Raw genomic sequence first — 15,672 nt, 5'->3', positions numbered from 1 at the left:
TACCCAATCGTGGACGATCCCGTTCAAAAGCGATTCACCGAGCTTTTTGGTCCCGAGTTCGGGCACGGCAAACCGTTCGATCTCAACACACTGCGCAACGCGCTAGAAGCGCTAGGCTCCCCGCATCTCAATTTGCCGCCGGTCATTCACGTGGCCGGCACAAACGGCAAAGGCTCCACGATCGCATTCATGAGCGCGATCGTTGAAGCGGCCGATCTTAAAGTACATGCCTTCACCAAGCCGCACCTGCTTCAAATAAACGAACGGTTCGTTGTTTCGAGCCGGTTTGCTGACGACCTGACCTTGTTTGCGATCGCAGAAGACGTCGCACGTGTAGGAACACAGCTCACGCAGTTCGACGCCCAGGTCGCAACCGCGTTTCAACTCTTTCACGAATATCACGCCAGCCTCGCGCTCGTTGAAACCGGCATGGGCGGTCGCGATGATTCCACCAACGTGATCGAGGGCCCCGCAGCGAGTGTCATCACGCCAATTGGGCTTGATCACCAGGATGCGCTGGGCGCGACATTAGCGGAAATCGCTTCACACAAAACGGGCATTCTAAAATCTGCGGCGCCGGCGATCGTAGCGCGGCAAGCGCCGGAGGCGATGGCGGTGATTGAAGCGCGAGCGGAGGAAATCGGCGCCCCGCTATTTCGCTGCGGCGTCGAGTGGGACGCTTACGCCAGCCACGGTCGATTGGTCGTTCAAACAGAAACGCGCGCGCTCGACTTGCCGCTGCCTTCGCTTCAGGGACAGCATCAGATCGACAATGCAGGCCTGGCGTGTGCGGCGTTGTTGTTTTCGAATGCTGTGCAATTGGAGGACGCTGCGTTCGCAGCAGGCGTCGCGAATGCGCAGTGGCCCGGCCGGCTGCAGCCGCTGACGCGCGGCGCGTTCAGCGCACTCGTGCGCGATCTGGGGGGAGAAGTTTGGGTTGATGGCGGGCACAACGCGCATGCAGCGCATGCACTCGCACGCGCCCTCACGCAGATGAAGGCGCGGCGAGGCGGCGTGAATATCGCCATAGTCGGCCTCCGCAAGCGCAAAGATGCCCATAGCTTCATCACCGCAATTGCCGCCGGCGCCGATCACATCATCACCGTGCCCCTCGCGGAGGATCACACATCACTCGATGAGATGGCGGCCCTTGGGGATCAGCTTGGCCGGGACGTCGCGACTGCGGCCTCACTCCGCGAAGCCATGCAAAACGCGGCGCAGTTGCCTGCGCCGCGTTTGCTGATCTGTGGATCGTTTTTGCTGGCCGCCGAAGCGCTGGCGGCCGAGAACGCTTAGACGCTCTCGTTCAGCCACTCGACGATCTTGGACTTCGGCATGGCGCCGACTTTCGTCGAGGCGACCTTGCCGTCCTTGAACACCATGAGCGTCGGGATGCCTCGCACGCCGTAGCGGCCAGGCGTCATCGGATTGTCATCGATGTTGAGCTTCACGACTTGAACGCGATCGCCCATTTCGGCGGCGATCTCTTCAAGAGCCGGTCCGATCTGCTTGCACGGGCCGCACCATTCCGCCCAGAAGTCCACGAGGACCGGACGGCCTGATTTCAGCACGTCGGCTTCGAAACTATCGTCGGAAACTTTGTTGGTGGCCACGAAACTTGCTCCTTCGGAAGCGGGAAAATCGTCCCAGCGATGTAGGGTGCGCCGGTTAAGGATTCAACCTCACGCGAACGTAGCGAAAACATCATCCAGACGGCTATCAGGCAGCTCCATCAGATGGGGCGTTTCCGTCCACAGCAGCGCACAAGTGATGATCTTAGCTGGGAATATCTTGCGCAGAACCTCGCGATACAGCGCCAACTGCATGACGTAAGAATCGGGCGCCGCTGCGGCATCGGTTGGTGACGGGCGATCGGTTTTGTAGTCGAGCACGATGACGCGTTCGTGTTCAACGGCGAGGCGGTCAACGACCCCTCGCACAGCCTTGCCGCGCACTTCGCCAATGATCGGCGCCTCGGCGCGACTGGCGGATGAGAAGACCGCGGCAAAGCGCGGATCATTGATGACGGTGAGAGCCTCGCGCGCGAAGCTCTCGGCCTCCGCTTCCTCGACACCCTGCCGCGTCAGCCACGCACGCGCGGCCGCATCGCGGTTCGACGGCAAAATCTCGGGCAAGCGCTCCAGCAATCCGTGGATGAGACGGCCACGACGGAATCGCTTCTGACCATCTCCGCGCGGCGAGAAAAGCGCCGGATCCACACGATGGAGCCGCGACGGCGCGGCGATCTCAACACGCTGTGCGCCCGGCGCGGTCATCAGCGCCCAGGCAGGCAACACCGTTTCAGCCTGCACGATCGCGCTTTGCGCATCCACGATGCTTACTTGTCCCAACCGCAGCCCCTCGCCGAACGGCGTGTCGATCTTCTCTGCGCCTAGAGCCCCCAACGCTTCCTCGACAGCGGCGCGCCAGCTCACAGCCGGCGCTTCGGCATTTCGCCATTGCGGGCCACACACGATCAGCCGATCGCGAGCGCGCGTCATGGCGACATAAAGCAAGCGCCAATGCTCACCCAGCATCCGCTCTTTGTGCGCGGCGCGCGCATCAGCGCATGGCGCGTCATCACCCTTGGCGCTGAATGAGACGAAGGGCCCCTCTTCAGCATCGAACAGCAAGCCATTGTCGGGCGCATCACCGACATCACCGGTCGAATCCGGCAAAATGACGATTGGCGCCTCGAGACCCTTGGCGCCGTGCACGGTCATGACCCGGATGGCGCCTGTCTCTGCTTCGAGCTCGCGCTTCACCTGCTCGGCGTCGAGTTCGATATCGTAGAGAAAGCGCTGCAACGTCGGAGCGACATGGTGGGGCAGCTTCAGCGCACGTTGCAGCAGTTCTTCAATCGGATCGCGCGTCTCCGGCCCGAGACGCGCGAAGATTCTCGCCCATCCGGGCGCGCCGTTGTGCGGCGTCTCCAACGCCCAGCTCAGGAACGCAAAGGGATCAGCGCCGCGACGCGCAACAAGTTCCTGAACAAAGACCTGAGCATGCGCGTACTTTGGGTCCGCGCTCGCCAGAAGCCGATCAATCAACCGATCGTGGCCGCGATCATATGCGAGCGGGAAGATATCGTCGTCGTCGCTCGTGAGGTTGCACCAAGGACCTTTGAGAACGCACGCCAGCGAGAGCTCATCCGCAGGATCGAGCGCCACTTGCATAAGCGTAAGGCAATCCTGCACCGCAAGTTCATCGCGGAGCACCATGCGATCCGCGCCGGCGACCGGAAGTTTTTCGCGCTTAAAGGCTTTGATCAATTCACGGAACATGGCGCCGCGCTTACGCACCAGCGCCAAAACATCGCCGGCGCGCATGGGCCGGCGCACGCCTTTGTCCCACACCGCCTCACGCGCCTCAATCATTGCCTTAATGCGCTTGGCGATAGCCTTCGCGAGCACGACATGAGCGCTGCTTTCGCGCTCCATATCGAGCGGCGCGTCCCACGGCGCCGCGTCGCTGATAATCGGCTTGGGTGTCACCGGCCACACCTCAACCGCACCAGGCTCGGCAGCGCGCGCCGCGAGGTGCACGATTTTGTCATGTGCGCCGGGCCCCGCTATCAGCGGTTTATTCTTCATCGCTTCGTCAACGACGGCCAGAATCTCCGGCGACGAACGGAATGACGTGCGCAGGCCCGGAGCGGAGAACTTCTTTTCAGCGGCACGGACGCGCGCCGACAAATTTTGCGCTTCGCCGAGGAAACGCTCCGGGTCGGCGCCTTGAAAAGCGTAGATGCTCTGCTTTGGATCACCGACTGAAAACACGGTCCGATTGCGTTCGCGCGCGCCGGCGCCGGCAAAGAACTCGTTCTGAAGCGGCGTGATCAGATCCCACTGGGCAGGGCTGGTGTCCTGCCCTTCATCGATCAGAATGTGATCTAAACCGCCATCGAGCTTGTAAAGCACCCATGGTGCGGCCTCTGAACTCTGCAAAAGATTTTGCGCATGTTCGATGAGGTCATCGAAATCGAGCACACCCGCTCGCGTCTTACCCTCGCCATAAGCCTCATCAAGCTTGAGCGCGAGGGCGAGCGCCGCGACGGCGTCCTCGGCACGCTCAATCGCGTTCAAGTCATCACGCGCAATTTCACACGCATCGAAGAAGTCTTTGAGTTGCGGCTCGATCCAAGGCTGCGACGCGCCAAACTTCGCCGTGACGAGCTTTTTGTAGACGGCGCCACCTGAGGTGAAGGCCGCCGCAAAACACGCACGCAGCAACTCCGTATCATCGGATTTGGCATCGATACACGCGAGAATGCCACGAAGTCGCGTGGCTGTGCTTTGATCTTGCGTGGATGATGTCGCCAGCGCCTCGGCGGAGCGACGGAACTCATCCCAGCGCCAACGTGAAAGAAACCGGCGCGTATAGTCCTCAGCCGTCTGCGTGACGCCATGTCGTTGGCGCAGAGCTGACGCAGCAAAGAGTTCGCCAGGGTATTTCTTCGCAAAGCGATGAAACTCCGCGCGACGCAAAGCAAGGCGATCTAGCAAGCCTTCCAAATGGTCGCTGTACAAGCGCTTGGCGAAGCGGCGAAAGGCCTCGCGCTCGCCGCCGTCAGAGAGCGCCGCTTTGGCGCGCGCATCGGCCAACAAGGCCGACGAACGCGCTTCATCGGCGATGTCAAACCCAGGAGGTACGTAAGCCTCCAATGGAAAACGCGCGAGCAGACGTTCACAGAACGCGTGGATGGTCTGGATTTTCAATCCGCCAGGAGTTTCGAGCGCCTGCGCGAACAATGCGCGCGCGCGCGCAAGGTCGACCCCGCCAGCACCAAGTTTTTCCAACTCGGCTGCAAGACTGACGTCATCGGCAACGCACCAACCGCCCAAACGCTCAAACAGACGACGCTGCATCTCGGCCGCGGCCGCCTTCGTGTAGGTGATGCAGAGGAACGCCGACGGCTTCGAGCCTTCAAGCAGAAGCCGCGCGATGCGATCCACCAGCACTTTGGTCTTGCCAGAGCCTGCATTGGCGGTGACGAAGACCGACACGTGCGGATGCGCAGCTTCACCCTGCGCGTTCGTTGCTTCGGCGACGGGATCGAGTGCGGCGCTCATTGGTCACCCACCTCGTCCGCCCATTCCTTGCGCCGCGCGAGCAGGTCATACTCATCGTATGGCTTAAGGAACTGCACGCGGGGTTTTGAATAGAACGCCTGGTTCGGATCAGCGTATCGCGCGAGCAAACCGCGCAGAGACGTCAATGCCTTTTCCGCCGCAAGCACAGGGCCACCTTCTGCGTCAACAAAATGCGGCTCCGGCTTCGAGCCGCCGAATTGCCAGTAGATCAACTCTGTGGGCGCCGCCTTCGGCACATCCTTAATCAACCCCGACATCAGCATCGCGGATTCGAGCAACAATTGTGGACTGAGGCCGCTATTGACCTGATCGTCGGTCGGCGGCTTACCGGTCTTGAAATCAAGGATCGCGACGTGATCTGCGCCGATTTCGATGCGATCGGCGACGCCAGTGAGATCCACTCCATCCACCGGCATCTTGCCGTACTTTTCGCGATAGATGACCGCGCCGCGCGAACTACGCTCAGCGAACCAAGCGATCAATGCTTTGATCGATGTCAGAAGGCGCTCACGATCAGCGGCCCGACGCTCGGGAGCGATGCCGTGCCAACGCAACTCTTCCTCGAGCAATTGCGACAGGAGATTTGGATCGGTCCCATCACCAAAACGCTCAATGGCGCGGTGAACTGCGGTTCCACGTTCAGCCGGACCTGCCTCCGCGCCAATCGGATCAAGGTGCTCAAGCTTCAGAATTCGGCGCGCGTAAACAGCGTAAGGGTCGCGGATCAGCGTCTCGACTTGGGTGACGCTGATTTGCCTCAAGCGTTTGTCCGCGGGCGGCTTCGGATCGACTGGTTTTACCGGCGTTATTTCCGACGGCGCGTCGACATGCTTGGCGAAGCCAGCGTACTGATCGGCGGACGCAAGCTTTGCTTTCGCGCCTTGCACAAGGGTCTTCAAACGCCAGAGCCAACGCGACGCGAGCGTCGGTGAGCCTTCGCGCCGCAGAGAACGGGTGAGCACCACCTGAGGCGAGTTGGCGAGTTGCGCAAAGTCGTGCGCCGCAAGTCCAACGCGTGCGTCGAGAGACGGCAGGCCCAGCTTATCGCGCATCGCTCGGGACAAGAACGGGTCTTCACCGGGCGGTGCGGGCCATACGCCCTCATTCAATCCTGCAAGGATCATGAGATCGCGGCGCTGCAGACGGGCTTCGAGTAGCCCCCAAATGGCGACGCGTGCTTCGCCACTGGATTGCAGCGGTGGCACTTCGCGGCCATCCATCAAACGCAGCAGAACGCGTGGCGCGGCATAGGCCGCGATGGCGCCAAGCTCCGCGCCATATTGGTTAGCTTCACGCAAAAGTTGCGCCGCAGCTTCGCCATCGCGGCCTTGCCAAATATCGTATTTCGTCAGCGCTTCTGCGGACTGACTGAGCGCATCGGCGAACTCAGCCAGCGTCACCTCTTGATGCGACATCAAGAGGATGATCGGTTTGAGCGCGAGTGAAACACTTTCCACGATCTTTCGCGCACGCGACCAACCTTGCACTGGTTTTTCTGAGTCCCGTTCGCCCAAGGTGGCCAGGTCAATCAGCGCGTCATGCCGCCGCGCGCCTCGCAGACCCTTGTGCTCGAGAATGGTGAGGCCACCGGCATCACTCGCGGTCACAACGCGCGGATGCTTCAACAATGCCGCGAGGGCCACGGGCTCTGCCGGATCGAACGCGAGTTCGCACAAAAGCGCTACAAGCCGCCCAGCTTCGGTCTCACGCAGCGGCGCGCCATGCGAAACGCTTGGCTCAATTCCCCAACGCGCGAGCTTGGCTTCGATGCGGCGCGCAAGACCGGCATCAGGGGTTACAACAGCGGCGTTGCCGGATTTGCTTTCAACCGCCTCGCGCAGCATCAGCGCAATGGCGGCGGCTTCTTCATCCTCAGTTGCCGCCTCCAATAGACGCAAACCGCCGGCGCCCTCTTCCACAAATTCTGCGCCGCCAGCGGCATTCAAACGCGCCAGCCAGTCTGCGGTCTTTTCCGCTGGTGCAAGTGCTTCGCGCATCAAGACGCGCCGCGCGCGGCCTTGTTCGTTCTCGAACTTAAGCATCGGCACCAAATGGCGCTCAACGCCGAGGGCCGCGAGCGTATGCTTCAACGCATGTTGCGGGTGCTGGTCGCCAATCAAGCGCCAACTATCGTTGTCGAGATCAACATCAATACCAGGGAGAACAACGACACCCTTCGGCAAGCGCGCGACGACCTTCATCAGTTCGCGCGTCGTTGCCTGCGAACCGGTTGAGCCGGCGATGATGATTGGACGCTTGGGCGGATCGGCTTTCCAACGCGCGGCAAGCGCGTGGCGGAGCGCCGCGCCGTGCTCGGCCGGGTCACTGACGCCGAGCTCTTTCAAGTGCGCGGGCCAAAAACTCGCGATGATGTCGAGGAAGGCCGCCGAGCGTTCCCAATGTCGCGCGAGGTCGATCTCATCGACGAGCTTTGGAAGCTTCTTCCAATCGACGTGATCCACAGTGGCGGCGCTATCGAGAAGTTTTCCCAACTCATCGGCCAAAGCGATGGCGCGCGATGGATCATCGACGCCGTTTTCCGCGACCGACCTGCGGCGAATGAGAGACGCCAGTTGCATCCGGCGCTGCATCTTGTCGATCGGAGGCAAAATGTCGGCGCTGATTGGATCCGCGCCCCAAATATCGGGATCGTCGTCGGCGTGCGGGTCACCAAGCGGGCGGATGGTAGGCAGTAGAGCCGCGCCGCCAAGGCGATGTGCGAAAGCATCGATGAGGCCACGCGCGGAACGCCGGTTGGGCAGCAGCACCAACGCATCAGCCAGCGCGAACGGATCGTCATCGCACTTTAACGCCGCGATCATCGCTTCCGCGAGAAGATCGAGAAATGGCTCGGACGCAGGAATAGCGCGCAGGCGCGGGGCCGGGCCGCCGAACAGAGGCTCGGGCAGCCCAAGCGAGAGCGAACTCATGCGCCCGGCGCCGCGGCCGCCAATCGTGCTTCGGCCAAGGCGCGCGCTTCAGGGTCGCCGACGTGCATCCAGAAGCCGCCTAACGGCGCACCGTGCAAACGCCCGTCGGCAACAAGCTTGCGCCAGACGCGCGTCATCGAAAATGGCTCAAGCGGCTCAGCGTCGATGACTTTCGGGTCGGTGATGTAGACGCCCATATACGCCCAAGGCGTGCTTGGCGCGTCATCACGGAACGCGAGCTTGCCGCCGTCGTCCATGAAGAAGTCGCCCGCGCCGTCAAAGCCGAGGCACTGATCCAACGATGCGAGCATGAGCTTGGTGCTGCTCTTGGCAGGATTGTAGCTGTAGGCGAGGCGCGCGATGGCCGAGCCGTTCCACTCCTCCCAGACGCTATCGATGTTGCAGACGATGATCGGATCATCGCCGAGCAAAGGCCGCGCTTGGCGCAGACCACCGCCCGTTTCCATCAGCTGAGCGCGTTCGTCCGAAATTACGATCTCGATATCGGTGCGGCGCTTGACGTGTGCTTCGAGAAGATCCGCGAAGGCGTGAACGTTCACGACCGCGCGCTTGACGCCGGCCGCCACCAGCCGGTCGAGATTGTGATCGATGAGAGCCTTGCCCTTCACTGTCACCAGCGCCTTCGGGCGATCGTTCGTCAGCGGACGCATGCGCGTGCCGAGGCCCGCGGCGAGCACCATGGCAGTGTGCGGAATCAAGCTGCCTTCTCCAAGTATGGACGCGCGACGCTTTCGACAAAATCACGCGCATCGGCAAGCGAAGGATGCTCAAGCGTCCGGCCAAGATGCGTCCACATACGCGGCATGAACGCCAGATAGCGCGGCTTGTTATCGCGCGAGGTGAGACGCGAGAAAATACCGAGGATGCGCATTGTGTTGATGGCGCCCAGTACGGCGAGTTCACGTTTGAACTCAGCCTCACTGCCGCCCGTGGCTTCAAGATAAGCGCACACGGCGGCGTCATGCGCGGCGGGACTCACATCGCGGCGCGCGTCGTGGAGCAGCATGGAGAAGTCCCAGCCGCGCCAGCCGCGTACGGCATCCTGGAAATCCAGCAAACCGACACGTTGCAGACCATCGCGATTTGGCAGCCAGAGAAGATTTTCGGCATGATAGTCGCGGATCGTGAACGTACGCGGAAAGCCAAGCGCTTTCACGATCAGACCATCGCGAACCTTTTCCCAGCGCGCCCGCGCCGCATCGTCGATGCGCACATCAGCGGCGCGCGGCAACCATTCGACGAACAGATCGGCGTTCACTTCGAGTGCGAGCGCATCATAATCCAGAAGCGGCCAAGACGCATTGCCGACGCCTTCGAGCCGTGTCGGAGCGGGCGGCGCCTGATGCACGTGCGCGAGGACGCGAGCGGCCTCTTCATACAGCGCGATTTCATCCGTGCCTTGAGGAATAACGTTGGCGAAAAGATCGTCGCCCAAATCTTCGAGGATGGCGTAACCGGCTTCACAATCGGCGCCGTAAACCTTCGGCGGGGCAAGACCGATGCTGTCGAGGTAATTGGCGACGGCAACAAACGCCTCAACCCGCGAGGCGGCCAAGCGTGCGGTCGCGTTCCACCCCATCGTGCGTCGTTCAGCTGGGGTCGCGCCCGGCGGGCACGGCTTGCTCTCTGCGCTTGGCGGCGCATCCATCAGCATGGCGCGACGATCACCATCGCGCAAACGCTCATAGCGGCGCGTAGACGCGTCTCCAGCCAGAGGCGTGCGTTCGGCTTTGTCAAAGCCGGTCTCGCGCAACAGGCGCGACAGCGCTTCAGATCGATCCAAGCTTTGCTCTCCATGCGCCGTAGGCGGTGAGCGACGCTGAGCGGCCCTCGCCTTCCGGCTTCAATTCCACATCGAGACGATCCCGCGGCAGCTGACCGCCAAGGCGCTCCGGCCATTCGATCAAACACGCCGCACTGGCAAATGCGTCCTCCAGACCAAGCTCCCAAGCATCATCCGGTTGCTTCAGCCTGTAGAGGTCGACATGCCAGAGTTCGCCTCGCGCGCCATCGTAAGTCTGCACCAGGGTATAAGTGGGGCTCGGAGCCTCCTCAGGGCGCCCCATCCAGGCCTCGATCGCGCCACGCGCCAGCGTCGTCTTGCCCGCCCCCAGATTGCCGCTAAGGCAGATGACATCTCCGGGGCCAATCCGATCACCCAACCGCCGGCCAAGGCCGTGCGTGGCCGCTGCGTCCGGCAGCGCAATGACACGCGAATCAGAGGCGGTTTGGGTGCTCACGGGCGCGGATGCTGCCCTTCGGGCAGCGCGGCATCAAGGGCGGCTTGCGCGTGAGCCGCAGAGGCTCCAAACACTAAGCCGCTGTGAGTACGGGTGAAATCAGACGCGTCATCATCATCGGCGCCGGCCAAGCCGGCGGCGAGGCGGCGCAACGTCTGCGCCAGGGCGGGTTCGAGGGCGAAATCACGCTGATCGGTGAAGAGCCGGTCGCGCCCTACCAACGCCCGCCGCTCTCCAAAGCCTATCTCAAAGGCGACATCGACATTGACCGGCTGATGCTGCGCCCAGCGAGCATGTACGCCGAAGAACGCATTGCATTGCTGACGAAGACGCGCGCCGTCTGGATCGACCGCGCCAACCGCAAAGTGCGCGTCGAGGGCGGACGCGAACTGCCGTACGACGCGCTAATTTTGGCGACCGGAGCAAAGCCGCGAAAACTGCCGCTGGTCGGCGCCGACCTTGATGGTGTTTTCCTGTTTCGCACTGCCGCCGATGTGGATCGCGTACGCGCGCGCTTCACGGCCGGCGCTAAGCTTGTCGTCATTGGCGCAGGCTATATCGGCCTCGAAGTTGCGGCCGTAGCGCGGCAATGCGGGCTGGATGTCACGGTCATCGAAACAGCCGTGCGGCCGCTTGCGCGCGTAACCAGTCCGGAAGTCGCAGGCTTTTTCCTCGATGAACACACGCGCCAAGGCGTGCGCTTCGTCCTTGGCGGCCAGCCGGCACTGATCAAGGGTCAAGACTCGGTCACGGGTGTCGCACTCACGGATGGCGCTGAGTTGCCCGCGAACCTGGTGATTGCCGGCATTGGCGTGACGCCGGACGTGGCGCTCGCCGAGCAATGCGGCCTGACCGTCAACAACGGCATCGTAACCGACCGCTTCTGCCGGACATCGGACCCCAACGTTTTCGCGATCGGCGATTGCGCAGCGCGACCCATGACGCACTTCGATGCCCGCGTGGCACGGCTCGAAAGCGTCCACAACGCGGTTGAGGGCGCGAAGATCGTCGCCGCTACGCTGACGGGCGGAAAAGAGCACACGGAAGAAGCCCCGTGGTTCTGGTCCGACCAGTACGATCTCAAGCTACAAATCGCCGGACTTTTCCAAGGTTACGACCACGTCGTATTCCGTGGCGTCATGGCTGACCGCGCCTTCGCGGCGTTCTACTACAAGGGCGAAAAGCTGATCGCCGTAGATGCGGTGAACCGGCCGGCAGAGTATCTGGGCGCAAAAATGTTGATCCAGACCAATCGCACACTGCCGCCGGATGTTATTGAGGATATGTCGCGGCCAATGAAGGAATTGGTCGCGAGCGCGCGCTGAGGATTGAAATGCCGAAGATCACTTACATCGAGCACAACGGCAAAGAACACGTCGTTGACGCGCCAGTTGGCCAGACCGTCATGGAAGCGGCTGTGAAGCACGCGGTGCCAGGTATCGACGCCGATTGTGGCGGCGCCTGCGCGTGCGCGACGTGCCACGTTTATGTCGATCCCGAGTGGCTGGCGAAAACCGGAGCGCAAAACTCGATGGAGCAATCCATGCTCGACTTCGCCAACGACGTTGAGGACAACTCCCGCCTCTCCTGCCAGATCAAGGTTTCAGCGGACCTTGATGGCCTCATCGTGCGTCTGCCGAAGAGCCAGCACTAGGTGCGCAACGTACCGCCGCCGCTTTGGGCTTTGCTCCTGCTGGCGGCGACGTACGGACTGAGCCTCGTCCCCGGATTGAACACACTGCCTATCTGGCCGACGCGGCCGTTCGGGTTGATCGTGATCGTGGCGGCGCTTGCGGTGTTGTTTGGCGCCATGGCGCAATTTCGCATCGCCAACACGCAACTCTTGCCCAACTCACCGACGAACAATGCACTCGTCACCGACGGGATATTCGGAATCACGCGAAATCCGATGTACTTAGCGATGACGCTATTTTGCATCGGCGGCGCGCTCTGGTTCGGCCGGCCGCTTGTGTTGCTGGCGCCAGTGCTGATGTTCGCCGTCGCGAACTGGGTGTTCATCCCCTTTGAAGAAGCAAAGATGCGCCGCCAGTTCGGCGAGACGTTCGACGCCTATTGCAGGCGCGTGCGCCGCTGGCTTTGATCGAGGCGGGGTTGCACTTGCAACGCTGAACCTGTTCAGTGCCCTCAATTGTTTGGGGGATCAGATGCGCGCGTTTGTTATTGCACTTGCGATCACAGCGTTTGTTGGAACCGCAACCGCACAGGAACTGACACCCGATCGCGCGCGGTTCCGTTCGATCTATGAAGAGTTGGTCGAGATCGACTCCTCGCCGACGACAGGCTCATGCACGCGCGCAGTCAATGCGATGCTCGTTCATCTGCGCAATGCCGGCTACAGCGAGCGCGATGCTCAAGTGATCATCCCAGACGGCGCGCCAGAAGACGGCAATCTCGTCGCCGTGCTGCGCGGGTCTTCAAGCCGTGCCGTGCTGCTGCTCGCGCACATCGACGTTGTGGACGCGCGCCGGGAAGATTGGGAGCGCGATCCGTTCACGTTGGTCGAAGAGAACGGCTATTTCTACGCGCGCGGTTCCGCTGACGATAAGGCCATGGCGGCAGTGTTCTTGGATCTCATGGTGCGCCTACGCCAAGAGAATTTCCGCCCACGCCGCACCATCAGACTGGCGCTGACATGCGGCGAGGAAACGTCGAACCGCGTCAATGGCGTCGACTACCTGCTGCAAAATCATCGCCCATGGATGCAGGCCGATTTCGCGATTAATGAGGGCGCGGGCGGCATGCTAACCGCGGAAGGCCGACCGATCGCGTTCAACATCCAAGCCGGCGAAAAGATTCACCAAGTGATGACGCTGACCGTCACCAATCCTGGTGGTCATTCCTCTCGCCCGGTGCCGGAGAACGCCATTTATCGACTGAGCGGCGCATTGGAACGCTTGTCGCAATTTCAGTTTCCGGTTGAGCTCACGCCAGTCACGCGCGCCTTCTTCGAACGAATGGCCCCCATCGCAGGTGGAACCAATGGCGAAGCGATGACGGCGATCGCACGTGACCCCAACGACGCGGAAGCGGCGGCGATATTAGCGCGCGATCCGTCGTTCAACGCCATCATGCGTACAACCTGCGTAGCCACACAAGTCGAAGCCGGTCACGCGCCGAACGCGCTGCCACAACGCGCTGTGGCGACGCTCTCGTGCCGGGTTCTGCAGGGCCACACGCCAGAAGAATTACAGGCCGATCTCCAACGAGCGGTTAGCGACCCGCAGGTTACGGTCGAGATCGTTCGCCGGCGCGACGGTTCTAGCCCGCCTCGCCTGACGCGTCAGATCATGGGCCCTGTTGAGCGCACCGTGGCGCGCATGTGGCCTGGCATCCCGATCATCCCAATGATGACGCCCGGCGCAACGGACGGCCGCTACCTCAACAATGCGGGCATCCCAACATATGGAATGAGCGGCATGTTCTCATCGCCCGGCGAAAGCAACGCGCACGGACTCAATGAGAAAATTCGCGTTCGTTCACTCTATGAAGGCCGCGACTTTCTCGACGCCGTCGTGCGGGACTACGCGCGGCAATAAAAAACGCCGCGGCTTGCGGGCCGCGGCGTCGAGTATTGGCTTGAGCCGGACTTAGTTGCCGTTCATGCGGCGGGCGATTTCGCTCTGCTGTTGGCGTTGGGTCGCCGAATTGCGCTCTGATTTATAGAGGGCATCGAGATACGCTTGATCCCATTGTGTCAGTGCGGCCGGGCCGTTTGCGTTCGCGCGCTCGCCGTTGAACAGATTAAGGATCGTCGGATATTCCGAGGTGGTGGCGTGAGCGTTCACCTGCGCCAGCGCCACGAACGAGACGTAATCCGCCAGTGCCGCGAGCTGAACGCCTCGCACGCGGCGCGCGTCCACAATCACGATCGCTTGGGTGAAGTCTTCGCGCGTGCTGCCGCTAAGACGCGTGCCGGTTGCGCGGACAGAAGGCGCGTTAGACAAACCACCGATTGAAGGATCGCCCGAAAGCGCGATGCCGTCGGCGCCATAAGTCTGCGACACATGCCACCAGCGAACAGCGCGCGGCGTGGTAAGGAAATCGTCTAGCGCGCCCTGACCGAGCGTCGAGACATCGTTGCTTTGGTAGTACGCGAACATGTCGCGATCGCGATCGAAGAGCTGGCGCGCAAACGCATCCGAATCCGACGTCACGAAGATTGCGACGTTTGCGCGACAATCCGGACCGCCGGGACGCAAGCCGAGGCTCGCGGCGCGTTGCGCAATACGGTCAGCGAGGAATTGACCCTGCCGGGCAGGCATGCCGGCGATACTGGTGCAAATTGCGCTGTCCCAACGTGGCAACTGATCGGCCATCGGCGAAATCGCCGTGACTTGCTCAACGTAGGCTTGAGTTTGCTCCGGGCGTACGCCCGTTACGACAATGTCAGGTGTCGTTTGTGCGAGCGCCGCCGGAATGGGCGCCAACAGGAAGAAGCTGAGCGCTGTCGCGAGGCGGCGCATTTTCGGATCAATCATGGACTCTCCCTCCATCTACTAGCGCTGAGATGCAGCCGTAGCCTCATTTGGATGCAGCGTGATGCGCTTCGCGATGAGCGCGCAACGGTACGCGACGAGGCGACGGCCTCTGCTCATCTCGCCCAGCTCTAAATGTGTGTTGTCCCGCGTGCGGCAGTCGTTACGAATACGGTTATGTCTTCTCCCGTTCAGCGCAAATTGACGACAATCCTGGCCGCCGATACCGATGGGTACAGCCGTGTCATGGAGGCCGACGAAGTCGGCGCGCTCGGCGCCTTGCGCGCAGCGCGCAGCGTATTTTCCCGGCTCATCGAACGCCACCACGGCCGCATCGCCAACACGGCGGGCGACGGCCTCATCGCGGAGTTTGCCTCCGTAGTCGAGGCCGTGCAATGCGCGATCGACGTACAGCGCGAACTTGCGGCGGACGCTCAGAACGGTTTGCGCTTCAGGATCGGCGTCCATCTGGGCGATGTCTTGATCGATGGTGACGACCTGCTTGGCGAAGGCGTCAACCTCGCGGCGCGACTGCAAAGCATGGCCGAGCCGGGCGGCATCCTGATTTCGCAACAGGTGTTCGACCAGGTGCAGAAAAAGCTGTCGGTTGGCTTCAACTATCTGGGCGAGAAACAGCCGAAGAACTTTGAAGAGGGCGTCCGCGTCTACGCGTGGCGGCTGGTGGCGATGAGGGACGCGGAGCGCCTCGTCCGGCGCGGGCGCCAGAACGCGACGAACCGGCGAAACCACCGCTTACTTGGGCAAGACTATTTGGGTCCGCGCAACGCTACGCGGCAATCCTTGTGATCCTGGCGGCGCTGGATTTCGCGACCGGCGAAGGCTGGTGGGTGCAATGGCCTGCACTTGGGCTGGCGCTTCTGCTCGCATTTCG

General features: G+C 61.9%; 13 protein-coding genes. 6 read left to right on the top strand and 7 right to left on the bottom strand.

Annotation, left to right across the window (positions count from 1 at the left end):
- Window positions 1-9 precede the first annotated feature (9 nt).
- Window positions 10-1,296, top strand: coding sequence for a bifunctional folylpolyglutamate synthase/dihydrofolate synthase (locus ATE48_RS12385; RefSeq protein ID WP_228126601.1), 1,287 nt, complete (start codon window positions 10-12; stop codon window positions 1,294-1,296).
- On the opposite strand, the gene trxA is transcribed toward ATE48_RS12385, so the two are convergent.
- From trxA to tsaE, 6 genes are all read right to left on the bottom strand, one after another.
- Complete coding sequence (gene trxA / locus ATE48_RS12380) at window positions 1,293-1,613, bottom strand: thioredoxin (protein WP_066771970.1); 321 nt, start codon at window positions 1,611-1,613, stop codon at window positions 1,293-1,295. The genes ATE48_RS12385 and trxA overlap by 4 nt on opposite strands.
- Window positions 1,614-1,682: 69 nt before the next feature.
- A complete protein-coding gene (gene addA, locus ATE48_RS12375) occupies window positions 1,683-5,072 on the bottom strand; it encodes a double-strand break repair helicase AddA (RefSeq protein WP_066771965.1) in 3,390 nt (1,129 codons plus the stop codon).
- Entirely contained in the window at window positions 5,069-8,023 is a 2,955-nt protein-coding gene (addB, locus tag ATE48_RS12370) for a double-strand break repair protein AddB (RefSeq protein ID WP_066771964.1), read from the bottom strand. Before addB ends, addA begins: the two co-directional genes overlap by 4 nt.
- Window positions 8,020-8,742, bottom strand: a complete 723-nt coding sequence (locus ATE48_RS12365) for a nucleotidyltransferase family protein (RefSeq protein WP_228126600.1) — start codon at window positions 8,740-8,742, stop codon at window positions 8,020-8,022. The genes addB and ATE48_RS12365 overlap by 4 nt, the downstream gene beginning before the upstream one ends.
- A complete protein-coding gene (locus ATE48_RS12360) occupies window positions 8,739-9,827 on the bottom strand; it encodes an aminoglycoside phosphotransferase family protein (RefSeq protein WP_066771960.1) in 1,089 nt (362 codons plus the stop codon). The genes ATE48_RS12365 and ATE48_RS12360 overlap by 4 nt, the downstream gene beginning before the upstream one ends.
- Complete coding sequence (tsaE, locus tag ATE48_RS12355; RefSeq protein ID WP_066771959.1) at window positions 9,814-10,284, bottom strand: tRNA (adenosine(37)-N6)-threonylcarbamoyltransferase complex ATPase subunit type 1 TsaE; 471 nt, start codon at window positions 10,282-10,284, stop codon at window positions 9,814-9,816. Before tsaE ends, ATE48_RS12360 begins: the two co-directional genes overlap by 14 nt.
- Window positions 10,285-10,367: 83 nt before the next feature.
- Between tsaE and ATE48_RS12350 the strand changes: the two genes are divergently transcribed.
- From ATE48_RS12350 to ATE48_RS12335, 4 genes are read left to right on the top strand one after another with little or no spacing between them, the layout of a single operon-like run.
- A complete protein-coding gene (locus ATE48_RS12350; protein ID WP_228126599.1) occupies window positions 10,368-11,609 on the top strand; it encodes an NAD(P)/FAD-dependent oxidoreductase in 1,242 nt (413 codons plus the stop codon).
- An 8-nt stretch (window positions 11,610-11,617) separates the two neighbouring features.
- Complete coding sequence (locus tag ATE48_RS12345; RefSeq protein ID WP_066771958.1) at window positions 11,618-11,938, top strand: 2Fe-2S iron-sulfur cluster-binding protein; 321 nt, start codon at window positions 11,618-11,620, stop codon at window positions 11,936-11,938.
- Window positions 11,939-12,385 (top strand): methyltransferase family protein, encoded by a 447-nt coding sequence (locus ATE48_RS12340; protein ID WP_066771956.1) that lies wholly within the window; start codon window positions 11,939-11,941, stop codon window positions 12,383-12,385.
- A gap of 52 nt (window positions 12,386-12,437) precedes the next feature.
- Window positions 12,438-13,841: a M20/M25/M40 family metallo-hydrolase gene (locus tag ATE48_RS12335; RefSeq protein WP_418219394.1), complete on the top strand. Its 1,404-nt coding sequence runs from the start codon at window positions 12,438-12,440 to the stop codon at window positions 13,839-13,841.
- A 51-nt stretch (window positions 13,842-13,892) separates the two neighbouring features.
- Here ATE48_RS12335 and ATE48_RS12330 read toward each other — a convergent pair whose 3' ends face one another.
- Window positions 13,893-14,783: a hypothetical protein gene (locus ATE48_RS12330; protein ID WP_066771954.1), complete on the bottom strand. Its 891-nt coding sequence runs from the start codon at window positions 14,781-14,783 to the stop codon at window positions 13,893-13,895.
- 174 nt (window positions 14,784-14,957) lie between these two features.
- On the opposite strand from ATE48_RS12330, the gene ATE48_RS12325 reads away from it, so the two are divergent.
- Window positions 14,958-15,587 carry an adenylate/guanylate cyclase domain-containing protein gene (locus ATE48_RS12325; protein ID WP_066771953.1) on the top strand — a complete coding sequence of 210 codons (630 nt, stop codon included), beginning with the start codon at window positions 14,958-14,960 and terminating at the stop codon, window positions 15,585-15,587.
- Window positions 15,588-15,672 lie beyond the last annotated feature (85 nt).

The sequence above is a fragment of the Candidatus Viadribacter manganicus genome (assembly GCF_001679665.1).
GTDB lineage: Bacteria > Pseudomonadota > Alphaproteobacteria > Caulobacterales > Aquidulcibacteraceae > Vitreimonas > Vitreimonas manganica.
This window is presented reverse-complemented; position numbering and strand designations above follow the sequence as displayed.

Bases quoted from the DNA above. Each gene is read 5' to 3' on its own strand.
- ATE48_RS12325 (WP_066771953.1), top strand. From the start codon at position 14,958: ATGTCTTCTCCCGTTCAGCGCAAATTGACGACAATCCTGGCCGCCGAT.
- addB (WP_066771964.1), bottom strand. From the start codon at position 8,023: ATGAGTTCGCTCTCGCTTGGGCTGCCCGAGCCTCTGTTCGGCGGCCCG.
- ATE48_RS12330 (WP_066771954.1), bottom strand. From the start codon at position 14,783: ATGATTGATCCGAAAATGCGCCGCCTCGCGACAGCGCTCAGCTTCTTC.
- ATE48_RS12345 (WP_066771958.1), top strand. From the start codon at position 11,618: ATGCCGAAGATCACTTACATCGAGCACAACGGCAAAGAACACGTCGTT.
- addA (WP_066771965.1), bottom strand. From the start codon at position 5,072: ATGAGCGCCGCACTCGATCCCGTCGCCGAAGCAACGAACGCGCAGGGT.